We start from the raw sequence: 16,211 nt of genomic DNA, 5'->3' as shown, positions 1-16,211 counted from the left end.
GCAACGCGCCGTTGCTAGGCTTGATTCACCAGCGAAGGGGCGACCATGGCAACAGCGAGAACGAGTACCAGCGCGCGCACCACCCTGACCGGTGCGGAGGTCGAGCAGGGCTCGGCGGCCCAGCGCGACAGGCGGCGGCGCATCCTGGAGGCCACTCTGGTGCTGGCGTCCAAGGGCGGCTACGACGCGGTGCAGATGCGCACCGTCGCGGAGAAGGCGGGCGTCGCCCTGGGCACGCTCTACCGCTACTTCCCGTCGAAGATCCATCTGCTGGTGTCGGCGCTGGCGCTGGAGTTCGAGGGCATCCAGGACAAACTGGGCCGCAAACCCATTCCGGGCGATTCGCCGTACGATCGCACCCTCTACGTCCTGAACCGGATGACCCGGGCCATGCAGCGGGAGCCACTGCTGGCCGAGGCCATGACGCGTGCCTTCATGTTCGCCGATCCGTCCGCGTCGGCCGAGGTCAACGCGGTGGCGCGGCTGATGGAGGAGATGTTCACCCGCGCCATGCACTCCGGCGACGGCGCCGAGCCGACCGCCGACGACCGGGCCAAGGCGCGGGTGATCGGTGACGTGTGGCTGTCCAACCTGGTGGCCTGGGTGACCCGGCGGGCTTCGGCGAACGACGTCGTCAACCACCTGGAACTGGCCACCCGCCTGCTGCTCTCCCCTCCGTCAGCCAACTGAGCTCCAGGTCGTGTGCCACTTTCCGGCGCGATTCGCACCGGAAATCGGCACACGGTCTCGCCTAGACGACCGCGTGCCGACCTCCGGCGCGAAGCGCGCCGGAAAGTGGCACACGGTCCCGGCCGGGCGATCGTGTGCCGACCTCCGGCGCGAAGCGCGCCGGAAAGTGGCACGCCGTTGTCGGCCGGTGGTCAGCCGACCAGGGCGATCAGTTTGCCGAGGGCCTGCTTCGCCGCGGGGCCGGCCTGTTTCTCCAGCATGGCGGCCATCGGGCCGTTCAGGGCCGGCCCGGCGAACTCCATCTCGTAGGTGATCTGCGAGCCGGACCCCTCGGGCACGATCACGAACCGGTTCTTCGCCTTCACCCCCATCGGCCCGTCCCCGGCCATCTCCAGACTGCCCGGGGCGTCCGCGGTGACCACCTTCCAGGCCATCTCCGCGGGCATGCCCATCAACTTCACCTTCTGCTTGTACGTGGTCCCCTCGGCGACCGTGGCCGGCACCTCACCGACGAAGCCCTGATGCATGCCGTTCCACTCGGGGGTGCGCGGCAGATCGGTGACGACCTGCCACACCTTGCCGGGCTCGGCCGTCGACGTAGCGGTGACACTCACCTTGGGCATGTCTTCCTCCTCCTCAAGCCGTGGCCGCCGCGATGTCGAGGCCGGCCACGTGGCCGAACGTCATTGCAGGTCCGAGGGTGGAGCCGGCGCCCGCGTAGCTGTGCCCCATCACGGCTGAGCTGGCGTTGCCGGCCGCGTACAGCCCGGGGATGACCGTGCCGTCCGGGCGCACCACCCGGGCCCGGGCGTCGGTGAGCAGCCCGCCCTTGGTGCCCAGGTCGCCGGGCACGATCTTGAAGGCGTAGTACGGCGGCAGCCAGATCGGCGCCAGGCAGGGGCTGGGCAGGTTGGTCGGGTCGGCGAAGTAGGCGTCGTAGGCGCTGTCCCCACGACGCTGGTCGGGATCGCGCCCGGCCCGCGCCTGACCGTTGAACCGGGTGATCGTCGCGCTCAGCGCCGCCGCCGGCACCCCGATCTTCGCGGCCAGCCCGGCGATGGTCCAGTCCTTGACCAGGGCGCCGCTGGTGTACCAGTCGTCGGGGTAGGGCAGCAGCGGCGCGAGATCATTGAACAGATAGCGGTTCCGGTAGTCCTGGTCGGTGATCATCCAGCAGGGCACGTGGCCCTTCTCGTACATGGTGTGCACGACGTCGCTGTACGGGGCGGCCTCGTTGACGAACCGCTTCCCGGCCTGGTTGACGAAGATCGTGCCGGGCAGGGTGCGTTCGGAGAGGCAGAACCACGGCTCGCCGGGCAGCGGGATCATCGGCCCCCACCAGGAGTCGTCCATCAGAGCGAGCGCCGCCCCGGCCCGTTCACCGGCCTCGATGCCGTCGCCGGTGTTGGAGTCGGCGCCGATGGTCCAGTCGGTGCCGATCGGCGCGGCCTGGTACTGCTTGCGCATCCGCTCGTTGTGCTCGAAGCCGCCGCTGGCCACCACCACCCCGCGCCGGGCCCGGATCAGGGTCTCCACCCCGTCCTTGCGGACCAGCACCCCGGCGGCCCGGCCGTTCGCCACGTGCAGGTCGAGCAGTGGGGTGTTCAGCCAGACCGGCACCCCGGCCGCGATCAGCCCGGCCCGCAGCCCACCGGCCAGGGCCTGGCCCATCGTCACCGGTTTCTGCCCCTGCGCGGAGAGCTGAAGGTAGCGCCAGACCAGTTCGGTGGCGGTGGCCAGCCCTTTCGGGTGCCGGGCGATCAGCGACAGCCACTTGTAGTCGACCGTGTAGACCACGGTCCCGGCCGGGCTGGCCTGGTAGGCCGGGTTGAGGTGGGCCGCCTCGCCGCCGAGGGTGTTCAGGTCGAAGGCCCGGGGCTCGATCGAGCGGCCGTTCGGCATCCCGCCGGCCAGCTCCGGGTAGTAGTCCGGATAGCCCTCCATCCACGCGAACCGCAGCGGGGTCCAGCGCAGCAGGTAGGAGATGGTGCGCGGACCGTAGGTGAGGTAGGCCCGGCGGCGCGCGGCCGGCACTTCCGGCCCGACCACGGCGGCCATGTAGGTGTCGGCCTTGTCGAAGCTGTCCGGCACTCCCGCGGCGAGCAGCACCTCGTTGTTGGGCACCCAGATCCCGGCGCCGGAGCGGGCCGTCGAGCCGCCGAAGACGGCCGCCTTCTCGACGAGAACCGTGTTCAGTCCGCTGCGGGCGGTGGTCAGCGCGGCGGTCATACCGGCGGCGCCGGCACCCACCACGACCACGTCGTATTCCACGGTGACCGCCATGGCATCCCCATCCGCCGAGGTGTTTACGCCGCCGCAATAACTAGAACAGGTTATAGGAGTGTGATGAGATTCACTAGGTCCGATACTCCTGTGTAGAGGAGTCTGTTGCTGTGAGCGACAACGGTCTTCCGCGGCGCCGGGCCGCCATCAACGAGCTGGGTGAGGCGCTGCGGTCACTGGTCGAGCACGCGACCGCCACCGAGGCGCCCACCGAGGAGATCCTGCGCGCCGCCGAACGCATCCGGCGGGCGGCCGGCCCGCTCGCCGAGCACCGGCGGGGCCGCTTCGACACCGCGGCCGCCGACGACCTGCCCGGTGGGGTGCGCCTCTACAACCCGGTCACCGGTACGGGCAGCGCCTTCGCACCCCCGGTCGAGATGCACCGGGAGGGTGACCTGGCGATCGGGACGTGCACGCTCGGCCGCGCCTTCGAGGGTCCGCCCAGCTTCGCGCACGGCGGGGTGAGCGCGATGCTGCTGGACCAGATGCTCGGCTATGTGGTGACCACTTCCGGTCATCCCGGCATGACGGTCCGCCTGGACACCGGGTATCGCGGGCCGGTCCCGCTCTACACCCCACTGCTGATGACCGCCACGATCGCCACGGTCGACGGCCGCCGCGTGACGGCGACCGGCACGATAGCCACCGCCGACGCCCCGTCCACCACGCTGGTCGAGGCCACCGGAGTCTTCGTGTCCCTCCGCGCCGAACAGGCCGAACGCCTCTTCGGCCCGGTGCTGAACCGCCGCGGTTAGAAAGTTCGGTGTGCCGCGTTCCGGCGCGCTCCGCGCCGGAACGCGGCACACGAACCTGGCCCCGCGACCACCGCGCGACGCGGCACGGGCCCGGGACCACCGCGCGACGCGGCGCTGGCCCGGGACCACCGCATTCGCCCGGCGGTCGCCGGGCGGTCCGGTGGCGCGCCCACCTCGCGTGGACGAGACAGGGCGACCCGATTTCCGTGGAGCCGCCGGGCGTACCCACAAAAAGCTCGTGTGGTCTTTTCCGGCTCGGATCGCACCGCTAGTGGCCACGCGGTCCGGTCAGGCGGCTTCCTCGCGCAGGTGGGACAGGGTGTGGTCGCGGAGGGTGTCCGGGAGGGTGGTGCGTTCGGCCAGGTAGGTGACCCAGGCGGGAAGCAGGGAGAGCAGGGCGGGGGCGTCGTCGCGATGCTCGGCGCGGATCTGGGCGGACACCGCGGTCAGGCGGTGTGGGGAGCAGGTGTCGAAGAGTTCCGGGATCGCCGACGGCCAGGCGTCGAACAGGTCCTCGACCAGGAAGATCTCCGGCTCCGGTTCCATCCGGGTCCGGCGCCACCAGGTGACGAACGACTTCGGGCCGAGGTCCAGCGCGGTCTCCGGCGGGTCGAACGTCAGCACCTGCGGCAGCCGGCGGACCACCTCGGCCAGGCGGCGGCAGCGGTGGTACTCGGCGAGCTGGGCGGCCGTCTCGCCGCCGATCGGGCCGTACTCCTCCGGGGCCGGGAGCAGGCCGTCGAGCAGGCGGGAGTCGTCGACGCGCCGCCAGGACGTGCCGCCGGCCGCGAACGCGCCGGCGTCCACCTGCCAGGCGGCCAGGGCCTCCTCCGGTGAGGCGTAGAAGCCGGTGTGCGCCGGGCGCGGGAGGAAGTCGCAGGCGTCGACGTCCCACAGATACCACCGGACCGGGCCCTCGGGTGTGGTGAACGGTGCGGCGATCGCGAACCTGCTGCCGAACCGGTCACGGGCCCAGCGCACCTCGCCCGCCGTCTCCGGGCCGTCCACCTCGGCCCCGGTGCCCGACCGCAGCGGCATCGGCATGATCGCCGTGACCGCGCGGCGCACCTCGGCGGCCCGGGGATCGTCGTCGCGGTCCCGCAGGCCCTCGATCAGGGCGGCGGCCAGGTGGTCCGGGCCGGCGTAGGTCTCCATCGGCTGCCCGGCCAGCCCGGCCAGCAGCGGGCCGAGCAGCGCGCAGACCTCGTCCTCCAGGGCGGTGCCGGACCGCGGTGACGCCAGCAGGCTCTCGATCAGGGCGGCGGCGTGCGGGCGGGCCAGTTCCAGGCGCAGGGCCTGGCTCTGCTCGCGGGCGCCGGCGATCTCCAGCAGCGAGTTCGCCAGCCGCACCTGCCTGGTGTGCTGGCGGCGGCGTTCGGCCCGGACCGCGGCGGAGGACCTCTGAGACTTCTTGCGCTTACGAGAGACCGGCACGGGCCGAGAATATGTGGCGATCCCGGCCGCGACCGCCCGCCGTCACCCACCCGGGTGGATCACCGGCATTGCGGGCTCCACCCGTCCGCGCCGGTCAGGAACGCCGCCACGGTGTGCCCGGCGGCCTCCTCGGCGGTCAGTTGCGGTCGGTTGTCCGACACCAGCGCGCCCGGGCCGAAGTTGCGGTACTCACCGAACCGGGCGTCCTCCCACCGCCACGTGCCGAAGTCGGTCCACGCCTGGTCCGGGATGTGGGCGCCGATCCACGACTCCCGGATAATGGTCTGGCCGATCGCGTTGGGGTCCTGGCTCGGATGCCACGGGCGGCCCAGCAGGACGGTGCCGGCCGGGGCGTCCGAGGTGAACCGGCAGCGGTCGAAGAGCAGCCCGTGCGGGTTGGTGATGTCGGTGCTCGGCGCGGTGACGTAACCGTTCGGGCTGCTCCCCCGGTTCAGCGAGTGGATCCGGCTGCGGTGCAGGACCGCGGTGGCCCGGCCGAAGATGAAGTCGACGTCGCCTTCCACGTAGCAGTCGCGCAGGTAGACCCGGGCGACCACGCCGGCCGCGCTGCTGTTGAGGTAGAGGGTGTCCTGGTTGCCGAGGAACCGCACCCGGTCGAAGACCAGCCGGTCGGCCCGGGTCAGCACGGCCACCGCCTGCCGGTTGGTGATCTCCGGGTGGGCGGCCTCGTCGAACAGGTTCGCGAAGGTCAGGTTGACCGCCCGGAAACCGGCGCCGTCGACGGTGACCGAGGCGCTGCCGCTGGTTCCCCAGGTGGTGCCGTCCGGTTTGGGGGTGCCGTTGGCCCGGTCGTCGGCGACGATCACGTCCTCCGGGCGATGGCCCAGGCCGCGGAATTCCAGCAGCGGCCGGTCCCGGGGGACGATCACCTGGCCGTGGTAGGTGCCGGGGCGGAGGCCGATGACGTACGGCCTGGTGGCGTCCACCGGCGCCGCGTCCACGGCGGCCTGGACGATGTCGCCGGGTGCGAGGATCACGTCGGGCCGGCGGCCACCGGCCGACACCGGACCGGGCACCAGACCGGTGGCCACGATGCCGAGGCCGGAGGACATGCCGAGGAAGGTTCTCCGGCGCATGACAGGCTCCTATGAGGTGGGGATTGCGCTGGGGGAAAGCGCTTTCCTCAGCACGGTAGGACAGTCATCGACCGTCGTCAACGTGCTTCCCTCGGGTGGCACGTTGCGGCTCGATTCGAGCCGCAACGTGGCACACGCGCCTAGGCCACGTGGATGCCCAGGTCGGTGCGGCCGGGCAGCAGGTCCGGCCGTAGTGACCGGGTGCCGTGGTAGTCGCCGTCGCGCAGGCTTCGGAACCGCCGGGCCGGTTCGGCGTGCACGGTGCTCAGCCGTTGCCGCAGCCGCTCCGCCTCCCGGTCCGCGCCGGCCGCGTCCAGGCCGTCGGCGTCATGGACGACGTGCAGATCGAGGGTTTCGATGCCCACGTACCAGAGCACGCCGTGGGTGATCGGGAACAGCAGGGACTCCAGATCACCGCTGATGCCGCGGGGGCCGATCGACCGCGCGTCCTCACCCGCGGTCACCACCACCAGGGCGCGGCGGCCGGTCAGTCCGCCGTCGCCGTACCGTCGGGGCACGCCCAGCTCGGCATCCATGTCACCGTAGGCGAAGCCGCTGGTCAGGACCCGGTCGAACCAGCCTTTCAGGATCGCCGGCGGGCCGTACCACCACAGCGGGAACTGGATGACGAGCAGTTCGGCGGCGGCCAGTCTGGCCTGTTCCCGCTGGACGTCGCCGGGGGCCTGGCCGCGGGCGTACGCCTCCCCGGCCAGTTCGGCGATGTTGCCCGGCTCGTCCGCCAGGTCGCCGAGGTCACGGTCGCCGAGGACCGGGTCGAACCGCTGGGCGTGCAGGTCCGAGGTGGTCACGTCGTAGCGTTCGGACAGCGCTTTCACGCCCTCCTGGAACAGCCGGTCGTTCAGGGAGCCGCGACGGGGGTGCGCGTAGAGCCAGAGGGCGGTGCCCGGCGTCGGCGGATGGCTGATCGTCATGGTTTTACCTCCTTGAGTCCGTTGTGGTCCGATTCGGCGATCGCCGTGATCACCCGGGTCAGCGTGGCGCGGGCCCGGGTGGTGCTGATCCGGCCGGTCAGGGCGCCACGGGCCAGGGCGTCACCGGCACCGACGATCGCGTGCATGCCGGCCGCGTCGATCGGGCCGGCGAGTGGCTCCAGCGCCTGGCGGCACTGCATCAGATAGGCGTCCTCGGCCTCCTGCCGCAGCCGGCTCAGCGCGGACGATCCGGCGAGCGCGGCGACGACGTCGGCGAGTTCGCGGCCTTCGGCGAGGCAGCAGTCGATGTACGCGCCGGCGACGATGCCCGCCACCACCGGCAGTTCGGGTTCGGCTCCGGCGAGGGCCGCCGCCAGGGTCTTCAGCTGGCGGGCCTCGAACTCGCCGTACAGCTCGGCGAGCACTCCGGCCCGGTCGCCGAAGTGGTCGTAGACGAGTGGTTTGGTGACGCCGGCCCGTTCAGCGAGGCGCCCGAGGGTCAGCTCGTCGGTGCCGAGGTCGCGGATCAGCTCACGGGCGACCTCCAGCAGCTGAGCGTGCCGCTCCGGTTTGGACAGCCGCCGGCGTGGTGACGGGTCGGGCGTGGCGCTCATCGCGGATCCTCCGGCCAACTGACCATCAGTAACTTACGATGAGTAAGTTACCACAAGTAAGTTGTCGCCGGACCCGACCCGGACGTCAGGACTCCTCAGCGGCCGGCCAGCGGCGTTCGAGACGGCGCTCCTCCAGCTTGCGCCAGCGGTTGTAGACCAGGACCGCGGCCTCCACCGGCTCCGGCGCCCGGCCGGCCCGCCACTGCCGGGGCAGGTAGGACTCCGCGCCCAGCCAGAGCAGTTCGCTCATCGGAACGGTGCCGCCGTGCATGCGCATCAGCTCCTCGGCCACCTGAACCGCATGATCACTCCGGCGCCACATCTCCAGCGTCGAACTGCCGCTCAGCAACTCTTCGTGGTCGTCAGGGTGTAGGTCCATGTGTGGCAAGTTCCTTCACGTGCGGCAGAAAGTTGCAGTTCAGATGGGAAACCTTGCGCCGCGAAGGCCCTCCTGTCAAGGCGCGCAGTTCGAGATCAATAGTACTGAGCGTAATTTCGATCGTTTCGGCTAGAGTAATGATCGCCGCTGTGGGGCGGAGCTGGGGAATCAACGGGCACGGATGCGGCCGCGAGCCGGAAACAAGGCGTTGACAAGCATGAATGGCAACGGGCAGATTGGGAGCGCTCCCAGAAATCCGTCCCCAGGAGAGAGCGATGACCATCCCCCAGACACGGCTCAAGTGGTGGGCCGGGATCGCGGCGGCCGTATGCGCCGGCGCGATCGCCATGTTCGCCGCGCAACCACCGGCGCAGGCCGCCACCGGTTTCACCGTCTCCGGCACCCAGATCCTCGAAGGCAACGGCACACCCTTCGTGATGCGTGGCGTCAACCACGCGCACACCTGGTACACCAATCAGCTCAGCTCGCTCGCCAACAGCAAGGCGCTCGGGGCGAACACCGTCCGCGTGGTTCTGAGCAGTGGCAACCGGTGGACCCGCAACGACGCCGCCGACGTCACCAACGTCATCAACCAGTGCAAGGCGAACAAGCTGATCTGCGTGCTGGAGGTGCACGACACGACCGGCTACGGCGAGGAGGGCGCGGCGGCGTCACTCGCGCAGGCCGTCGACTACTGGATCTCGATCAAGAGCGCACTGGACGGCCAGGAGAACTACGTCATCCTCAACATCGGCAACGAGCCGTACGGCAACACCAACGCCTCGGGCTGGGTGGCCGACACCAAGAACGCGATCACCCGGCTGCGGGCGGCCGGCTTCGCGCACCAGATCATGGTGGACGCCCCGAACTGGGGCCAGGACTGGTCCTTCACCATGCGGGACAACGCGGCGAGCGTGTTCGCCACCGACCCGAACCGCAACGTGGTCTTCTCCGTCCACATGTACGGGGTGTTCGACACCGCCGCCGAGATCACCGACTATCTGGCCCGGTTCCGGGCCGCGAACCTGCCGCTGGTGATCGGCGAGTTCGGGCACAACCACTCCGACGGCAACCCGGACGAGGACACCATCCTGGCGACCGCCCAGCAGTACGGGGTCGGCTATCTGGGCTGGTCGTGGAGCGGTAACGGGGGCGGTGTCGAGTACCTGGACATGGTCACCGACTTCAACCCGGCGCAGTTGACCTCGTGGGGTCAGCGGCTGTTCAACGGCGCCAACGGGATCAAGGCGACGTCGAAGCAGGCGACGATCTACGGAGGCGTCCAGCCGTCCTCGCCGGCCCCGTCCTCGCCGTCGCCGTCACCGTCGGTCAGCACTCCCCCGCCCACGGGCGGTTGCACCGCGACGTACGCGGCGACGAACTCGTGGCAGGGCGGATTCCAGGGTGACGTGACGGTGAAGGCCGGCAACGCGGCGATCACCGCCTGGACCGTGACCTGGACCTGGCCGAACGGCCAGCGGTTCACCAACAACTGGAACGCGGTGGTGACCACCTCCGGTGAGACGGTGACCGCGAAGAACGCCGCCTACAACGGCCGCCTGGCCGCCGGCGCCTCGACCAGCTGGGGCTTCACCGCCTCCTGGACCGGCACCAACACCGCCCCGGCGACGGTGACCTGCACCGCGTCCTGACCGGAAACGGGGCCGGCCGCCACCGAGCGGCCGGTCCCACCGGTCGATCTTCTCAACACCGGTCACCACGGGCCGATCAGACCGGAGTGATCGGGAGCGGCTCGTTACGACAGGACCCGGTGCTCGCCGTGGCCTCCGCCTGGACCCTCCTGGTGGCGGTGCTGTTCTTCGTGCTGCACGGGAACCCGGACGCCCAGGTCAACGTCTTCTGGGCGTTCCAGCCGCCACTCGACGCGATGTTCGCCTTCTACTCGTGGCGGGTGTCCCGGATGGCGACCGGCCCGATCCGGCGGTTCTGGCGGATGCTGATGATCGCCGGCTGCCTGTTCACCGCCGGGGACACCACGCAGACCGTCATGTCGATACTGGAACCCGGTCAATGGTCGACGGCCGGTGGATCGATCCAGTCGGCGTGCTTCGCGGTCGGTCTCGGGCTGATCGTGGTCGCCATGTTGATCCATCCACATTCCGGTCGCAGTGGGCGGGACCGGATCGCGTTCTGGCTGGACTCGGCGACCGTGCTCGTCGGCGGTGCGGTGGTGGCCTGGTGTTTCGCCATCAACCCGGCCGACATGCGGGCCAACCCGGTCGGTGCGCTGTTCGGCGCCGGAGTGGTGCTGACCTCGGCGTTCGCCGCGGTCAAGATGATGCTCAGCGGCAACGCGCCGATGCACCGCAACGCCGCCCTCACGATGATCTTCGCAGCGATCATGAACGCGGTCGGGATCTTCGCGGCGCCCGGCGACGGCACCAGCCTGCCCGCGTACGTCTACGCGATCCGCTTCCTGCCGTCCCTGCTGATCGCCGTCGGTCCGCGGGTGCAGGAGATCACCGCGCGCTTCGACGAGACCGCGTTCGGGGCGAGGCGCCGCAAACCGTACAGTCTGCTGCCATACGGCTCGATCTTCGTGGTCTTCGTCGCGTTGATCCTGGTGCTGCCGGAGGGCCACGACGAGGACGCGCGGCTGTGGGGCGCGGTCGGCGGGCTCGGCATCATCGTGGCGATGGTGGTGGCCCGGCAGCTGCTGGCCTTCCACGACAACAAGCGGCTCATCGAGAGACTCGACCACACCCTCACCGAACTGCGCGAACACGAGGTCCGGCTACGCCGTCAGGCACTCTTCGACGATCTGACCGGGCTGGCCAACCGCACCCACTTCCGCGAGGAGGTCAGCCTCGCCCTGGTCGACGCGGAACCCGGGACGGTGTCCCTGCTTCTCGTCGATCTGGACGGATTCAAATCGGTCAACGACACCCTCGGGCATGCCGCCGGCGACGCCCTGCTGGCCGGGGTCGCCGACAAGCTGCGGGCCTCGGTGCGCACCGGTGACCTGCCCGCCCGGCTGGGTGGCGACGAGTTCGGCGTGCTGCTGCGCGACTGCGACGCCGTCGACGCCGATCGCACCGCGCAGCGCATCCTCCAGGCGCTGACCACGCCGATCCCCCTCGACGACGGCCCGCCGATCCGGGCCGGCGCCAGCATCGGGGTGGCCAGTTCGGAGGCGGGCGACGACATCCGGACATTGCTGCACGCCGCCGACACCGCGATGTACGCGGCGAAACACGAGGGCAAGGGCACCTGGATGCGTTACGACCACAGCATGGCTTCGTAAAACCCGATTTGGTACGGGCACCCAGAAAACGCCGACCGTGGCAGTCCCCGCGAGCCGGGCGGAACACCGGACCGTCCGGCGACCGCCGGGCGAATGCGGCCCGCACCGGGCCACCGGGACCTCGTCGGCTGCCCACGCCGCCAGACCCCGCCTGCCGCCCGCGCCGGCGGATCGTGCGCGGATGTCTGGTGACTCGTCCCGATGGCGTCGCACACACGTCGGCCGGTGAGCGCCGGCCGGGCCCTGGACGCCACCGCGGGCCCACGATCCGCCAGCGTGCGCATCGCCCGGCCGCCCCGGTACCCCCGGCCACCGCATTCGGCCCGGCGGTCGCCGGACGGTCCGCGGGTGACGCGGACGTCGCGGGGACGAGACAGGACTCCCCGATCTCTGCCGGCCCGAACGGCGTACCGAAACGGGTGGGAAAGCGACCACCGGCCCGGCGGCCGCCGCGGACCTGGAGAGAGACGGGCCGGGGTCCGGGAGAGAGACGGGCCGGGGTCCGGGATTCAGACGATGGCGGGGCCGAAGGTGTCGGACATGGCGGCCACGCCGAGGCATAACAGCGGGCCGGGGAACGCGTCGTCCACGTCGGCCAGGTCGTGCCACTGCTGGATCACCGGATCCCGGGAGTGGCGGCGCAGCGAGCGCAGGCCCGGATCCGGGACCTGGTGGCCGGCCGACCGCAGCATCGCCGCCACCCCGTCCAGCAGGCGCCGGACCGCGACGGCCAGGTTGCCGGCGGCGGTGTCCGGGGCGGGCAGCGCGTGAGCGGTCACCCAGGCCGCCAGCTCCGGACCGGACACCACGTGGCCGGGGGCCGTGGAGCCGTGGGTCCGGCCGTAGACCACCAGCGCCGTGGTCTGCACCAGCACCTGGTGGACGGGCAGCCGGCCGGTCACGGTGATCACCGGATGGGTGGGGGCGAGCAGGACGGCGGCGCGCCGGGTGGCCGTCCACCAGGTGCCGGTGTCACCCGCCGCGACCTGGTCGGCGTACTCCCAGATGCTTGGCATCGGATGATGGTGGCGACCGGAAACGACCTGGTCATCGGCCGTCGAGCCGGGGGCGGCGTCCCCCGAACGTGCGGATTCCGGTCACCGTTAGTACATCTGATCTAATCATGGGGTAAGGTGCCGCCATGAGCATCGACAGCGGTGCAGACCCCCGCCCACCTCTGACGGCCCGCCAGCAGCGCATCCTCGCGGTGATCCGGGAGTCGGTCCGCGACCGGGGCTATCCACCCACCGTCCGTGAGATCGGCGCGGCGGTCGGCCTGGTGTCCCCCTCGTCCGTCTCCTATCAGCTGGGCGTCCTGGAGAAACACGGTCTGATCCGCCGCAGCCCCAACAACTCGCGCGCCGTCGAGCTGCGCGGTGACATCCCCGGCGGCCCGGTCCCGGCGAGCGGCACCGTCACCGTCCCGGTGCTCGGCGCCATCGCGGCCGGCGCGCCGATCCTGGCCGAGGAGCACGTCGAGGATCACCTGACGGTGTCGGCGGCGATGGTCGGCGGCGGCACGCTGTTCGCCCTCAACGTCAAGGGCGACTCGATGATCGAGGCCGCGATCTGCGACGGCGACGTGGTGGTGGTCCGGCGGCAGCCGGTGGCCGAGAGCGGCGAGATCGTCGCCGCGATGATCGACAACGAGGCGACGGTCAAGGTGTTCCGCCAGCGTGACGGCCACACCGAGCTGCTTCCCCGCAACCCGGCCTACCAGCCGATCCCCGCCGACGACGCGATCATCCTCGGCAAGGTGGTGTGCGTCCTGCGCCGCCTCTAGAGACGCCGTGACCGAGGTCAGATCGCGTGCCGTCTTTCGGCTCGATCCGAGCCGTCAGCCGGCACGCCGAACTCGACCTGGAGCACCTCGGCGAGTCGGCGGCACATCCGCTCGTCGCGGGCGACCAGGGTGCCGTGTGCGACGCGTTCGGGACGGGCCAGCTCCGCGCGGATCCGCGGCAGCGCCGGCCGGGCGGCGGGTCCCATCCGCTTCAGGCATTCCGCGACCTCGTCACCCATCGACGGGGTCGATTCCCACACCGAGAGCAGGGTGTCGAGCACGATCGTCGCCTCCGGTTCCCCGCCGATGTCCCAGACCGCCCGGGCGACGTGCACCCGCTCCCAGTCGGAGTAGCCCCCCAGCAGTTCGCGCAGCCGGGGCAGGGTCTCGGCGGCGGCCGGCCCGATCCGCCCGAGGGCGCCCGCCGCGGACACGAGCCCGCCGGTGTCCAACAGGGCGACGGCGAGCGGCATGATCTCGTCGCGGTCCGCGCCGGCCGCCGCGAGCGCCGACACCGCCACCGACCGGGTCCACGGGTCGTCGTGAGTCAGCATCGATCTGATCAGGACCAGCGCGGGCGCGGCGGCCGGGCCGAACCGGCGCAGCTCGATCATCGCCGGGACAGCCGTCCGGTCGTCTCCACGGGCGATCGCGGCGGCCAGGACCCCGGTGATCACCGGTACCGCGCCGGGATCGCCGAGCTCGCCCAGGGCGGCCACGATGCCGCGCGGGTCCGAGGCTCCGGGCAGCCGGCCGGCCAGGCGGGGCAACAGCCGGTCCGAGGCCTGCCGAAGGTGGGCCGCCGCCGGCACGGCGAGCTGCCAGTCGACGTCACCGTCCAGCGCGGCCAGCAGACTCGGCAGGGCTCGCGGATCTCCGGTCCAGGCCAGCGCCGAGACCGATCGCTGATGGAGGCGGCGCAGATCCGCCCGTGGCGCCGACCAGGCCTCCGGGCCCTGCTCGGCGACCAGTGCGGCGAGGGTGTCCCGGGCCGGGCCGGCGAGCACCGCGTACCTCCCCAGCATCGTCGCCGCCTCGATCGCCGGTTCCGGATCGTCCGCGCTCAGCTGGGCGGCGACGAGACGGATCAGGGCGCTGTGGTCGCCGCGCCACGACCCGACCAGGTCCCCGGCCATCCGCACCGCGTCGCGGCGTGCCCCGGCCCGCGGATCGGCCAGCTGCGCGGTCAGCAGGGTGGTGCGGTCGGCGATGCGGGCGCCCAGCCGGTGGTGCAGCGTACGCAGGATGTCGGTGATCTCCTCGGCGGCCCCGGTGGTCGCCCGTAACAGCGGAAGCGCCGCCGGTACGAGCCCCGCGGTGTCCTCTTCCGGACCACGGTGGGCACCGTCTTCCTCCGGACCGCGGTGGGCACCGTCTTTCTCCGGACCGCGGCGGGCGCTGTGGACCAGCGCGGCCAGCCGGACCTCCGCCGACGGCGACGGGTCGGTGGACAGGTCGGCCAACCACGCCGTGGCGGCCGGGGCGATCGCCGGCAGCCGTCCGGCCAGGGTGGCCGTCACCCGCGCCACCTGCATCCGCTCGGCCCGGCATTCCGCCGCCGCCCAGCGTTGCTGGAGCAGGTCGAGGGAACGTTGTGCGTCGTCGAGGAACAGACCGAGGGCGGGTATCGCGGCCTGGCGGACTTCACACGACGTGTCGGCGGCGAGTGCGATCAGGATGTCCGCGTTCGCCCGCAGGAAGGCCGCCAGCTCCCGGTCCTCGGCGTCGACATGACCGGGATGCCGGGCCAGGACGGCGGACTGGCCGATCCCCACCAGCGATCGGAGAAGCCGGGCACGGTCCGGTACGGCCGGATCGGTGACCTGCCGCAGCAGGACGGGAAGACGCGCGGGTGAATGATCGAACACGGCCACACTATGTCAGGGAAGTGGGGATGGACGCCGCCGTGTTCTCCGGGCGGCCGGGGGCCGTACGCACGCTGGGGTTGATCGTGGCGATGACGGCGGCGGTGAGCATCACGGCGGACAGTGCCCACAGCGAACCCCGGGGTCCCGCCACGGTCAGCAGCACGCCTGCCGACAGCGATGCCAGGGGCATGACTCCCCAGGTCACCGTGCCGGCGGCGCTCATCACCCGGCCGAGCAGGTGGTTCGGGACGACCACCCCGGCGTACGCCATGATCACCACGTTCCAGAGTGGGCCGGCGAACGCGCACAGGGCTCCGATCAGACCGATCTGAATCGGACTCCCCGCCAGTAGCATTAGCGGGACCAGCGCCGCCCAGATCCAGTTGATCCCGACCAGCACGGTACGAAACGAGAAGTGCTGGTGCAGGCGCCCGGCAGCGACCGCTCCGAGCAGGCCGCCCGCGCTGTAGACGCCCATCATCACACCTATGCATAGACTTCTTCTCAAGATGACTGTCAAGGGGAAGTCACCGGGAAAGCGCTTTCCTACATCGACACTCATTGATTTGATGGGCCGCATGGGCATTCGACGGAGAACGTTGCTCCAGGCCGGCGCGTTCGCCGCGGTCCCCGGGCTCGGCGGGCGGCGGCACCCGACCGTCTTCGTGGCCGGTGACTCGACCGCCGCCACCTACGCGATCGCCGATCATCCCCGGGCCGGCTGGGGGCAGGCGCTGCACGTCTTCCTGCACGACCACGTGCGCGTGGTCAACGAGGCGCTGTCCGGCGCCAGCTCCAAGAGCTTCTACGACCTGGGGCGCCTCGACCGGATCCTGGCCGCCATCCGGCCCGGCGACACGCTGCTGATCCGATCGTCGTACGACCGGTGGGGCACGCTCGGCCCGGAAACCACCAAGGACTACTTCCTCTGGGTGAACGGCCTCGAGGACAACACCCACTTCCAGGCGCACGGTGCGATCGAGGTGGCCCGCCTGGTGGTCGCCGAGGGCCGGGCCATTCCCGGGCGGGACCGGCGGGCGCTGCGGCGGCCCGGGTTCCCCGATGAGGTGCTGACCTGGCCACCGACCCGCCCGGCGGAGAGTTGAGCCCT

At 71.2% G+C, this 16,211-nt stretch carries 16 protein-coding genes; 6 read left to right on the top strand and 10 right to left on the bottom strand.

All coding sequences use genetic code 11. The features are described from left to right. Positions 1–45 precede the first annotated feature (45 nt). On the top strand, positions 46–690 hold the full coding sequence (gene kstR, locus ACQ0O7_RS42685) for a cholesterol catabolism transcriptional regulator KstR (protein ID WP_430791631.1): 645 nt from the start codon (positions 46–48) through the stop codon (positions 688–690). Positions 691–881: 191 nt separating this feature from the next. Here the strand turns inward: kstR and ACQ0O7_RS42680 are convergent, their stop codons facing one another. Beyond that, the gene (locus tag ACQ0O7_RS42680) at positions 882–1,313 is read right to left on the bottom strand and encodes a type II toxin-antitoxin system Rv0910 family toxin (RefSeq protein WP_430791630.1); all 432 of its coding nucleotides are present in this window, start codon (positions 1,311–1,313) and stop codon (positions 882–884) included. A gap of 13 nt (positions 1,314–1,326) precedes the next feature. After that, on the bottom strand, positions 1,327–2,973 hold the full coding sequence (gene kstD / locus ACQ0O7_RS42675) for a 3-oxosteroid 1-dehydrogenase (RefSeq protein ID WP_430791629.1): 1,647 nt from the start codon (positions 2,971–2,973) through the stop codon (positions 1,327–1,329). Between the two features lie 110 nt (positions 2,974–3,083). On the opposite strand from kstD, the gene ACQ0O7_RS42670 reads away from it, so the two are divergent. Beyond that, entirely contained in the window at positions 3,084–3,728 is a 645-nt protein-coding gene (locus ACQ0O7_RS42670) for a PaaI family thioesterase (protein ID WP_430791628.1), read from the top strand. A gap of 288 nt (positions 3,729–4,016) precedes the next feature. Here ACQ0O7_RS42670 and ACQ0O7_RS42665 read toward each other — a convergent pair whose 3' ends face one another. From ACQ0O7_RS42665 to ACQ0O7_RS42645, 5 genes are all read right to left on the bottom strand, one after another. After that, positions 4,017–5,162: a hypothetical protein gene (locus ACQ0O7_RS42665; RefSeq protein WP_430791627.1), complete on the bottom strand. Its 1,146-nt coding sequence runs from the start codon at positions 5,160–5,162 to the stop codon at positions 4,017–4,019. A 59-nt stretch (positions 5,163–5,221) separates the two neighbouring features. Then, positions 5,222–6,259, bottom strand: coding sequence for a pectinesterase family protein (locus ACQ0O7_RS42660; protein WP_430791626.1), 1,038 nt, complete (start codon positions 6,257–6,259; stop codon positions 5,222–5,224). A 140-nt stretch (positions 6,260–6,399) separates the two neighbouring features. Then, positions 6,400–7,191 (bottom strand): NAD(P)H-dependent oxidoreductase, encoded by a 792-nt coding sequence (locus ACQ0O7_RS42655; protein ID WP_430791625.1) that lies wholly within the window; start codon positions 7,189–7,191, stop codon positions 6,400–6,402. Beyond that, positions 7,188–7,805, bottom strand: coding sequence for a TetR/AcrR family transcriptional regulator (locus ACQ0O7_RS42650; protein ID WP_430791624.1), 618 nt, complete (start codon positions 7,803–7,805; stop codon positions 7,188–7,190). Before ACQ0O7_RS42650 ends, ACQ0O7_RS42655 begins: the two co-directional genes overlap by 4 nt. A gap of 85 nt (positions 7,806–7,890) precedes the next feature. Continuing rightward, positions 7,891–8,184 (bottom strand): hypothetical protein, encoded by a 294-nt coding sequence (locus ACQ0O7_RS42645; RefSeq protein WP_430791623.1) that lies wholly within the window; start codon positions 8,182–8,184, stop codon positions 7,891–7,893. A gap of 275 nt (positions 8,185–8,459) precedes the next feature. On the opposite strand from ACQ0O7_RS42645, the gene ACQ0O7_RS42640 reads away from it, so the two are divergent. Continuing rightward, on the top strand, positions 8,460–9,836 hold the full coding sequence (locus ACQ0O7_RS42640) for a cellulase family glycosylhydrolase (RefSeq protein WP_430791622.1): 1,377 nt from the start codon (positions 8,460–8,462) through the stop codon (positions 9,834–9,836). Positions 9,837–9,955: 119 nt separating this feature from the next. Then, positions 9,956–11,449, top strand: coding sequence for a diguanylate cyclase domain-containing protein (locus ACQ0O7_RS42635; RefSeq protein ID WP_430791621.1), 1,494 nt, complete (start codon positions 9,956–9,958; stop codon positions 11,447–11,449). A gap of 509 nt (positions 11,450–11,958) precedes the next feature. Here the strand turns inward: ACQ0O7_RS42635 and ACQ0O7_RS42630 are convergent. Next, the gene (locus tag ACQ0O7_RS42630; RefSeq protein ID WP_430791620.1) at positions 11,959–12,465 is read right to left on the bottom strand and encodes a hypothetical protein; all 507 of its coding nucleotides are present in this window, start codon (positions 12,463–12,465) and stop codon (positions 11,959–11,961) included. A gap of 125 nt (positions 12,466–12,590) precedes the next feature. Between ACQ0O7_RS42630 and lexA the strand changes: the two genes are divergently transcribed. Then, positions 12,591–13,232, top strand: a complete 642-nt coding sequence (gene lexA, locus ACQ0O7_RS42625; RefSeq protein ID WP_430791619.1) for a transcriptional repressor LexA — start codon at positions 12,591–12,593, stop codon at positions 13,230–13,232. Positions 13,233–13,249: 17 nt separating this feature from the next. On the opposite strand, the gene ACQ0O7_RS42620 is transcribed toward lexA, so the two are convergent. Together ACQ0O7_RS42620 and ACQ0O7_RS42615 are read right to left on the bottom strand one after the other, a co-directional pair. Then, positions 13,250–15,100 carry a hypothetical protein gene (locus ACQ0O7_RS42620; RefSeq protein ID WP_430791618.1) on the bottom strand — a complete coding sequence of 617 codons (1,851 nt, stop codon included), beginning with the start codon at positions 15,098–15,100 and terminating at the stop codon, positions 13,250–13,252. 7 nt (positions 15,101–15,107) lie between these two features. Next, positions 15,108–15,578, bottom strand: coding sequence for an MFS transporter (locus ACQ0O7_RS42615; RefSeq protein ID WP_430791617.1), 471 nt, complete (start codon positions 15,576–15,578; stop codon positions 15,108–15,110). 100 nt (positions 15,579–15,678) lie between these two features. On the opposite strand from ACQ0O7_RS42615, the gene ACQ0O7_RS42610 reads away from it, so the two are divergent. Next, positions 15,679–16,206, top strand: coding sequence for a hypothetical protein (locus ACQ0O7_RS42610; RefSeq protein WP_430791616.1), 528 nt, complete (start codon positions 15,679–15,681; stop codon positions 16,204–16,206). The last annotated feature ends 5 nt before the right edge of the window (positions 16,207–16,211 follow it).

The sequence above is a fragment of the Actinoplanes sp. G11-F43 genome (assembly GCF_050589265.1).
GTDB lineage: Bacteria > Actinomycetota > Actinomycetes > Mycobacteriales > Micromonosporaceae > Actinoplanes.
Note: the sequence above shows the minus strand (reverse complement) of the source record. Positions and strands in the feature narration are given on the sequence as shown.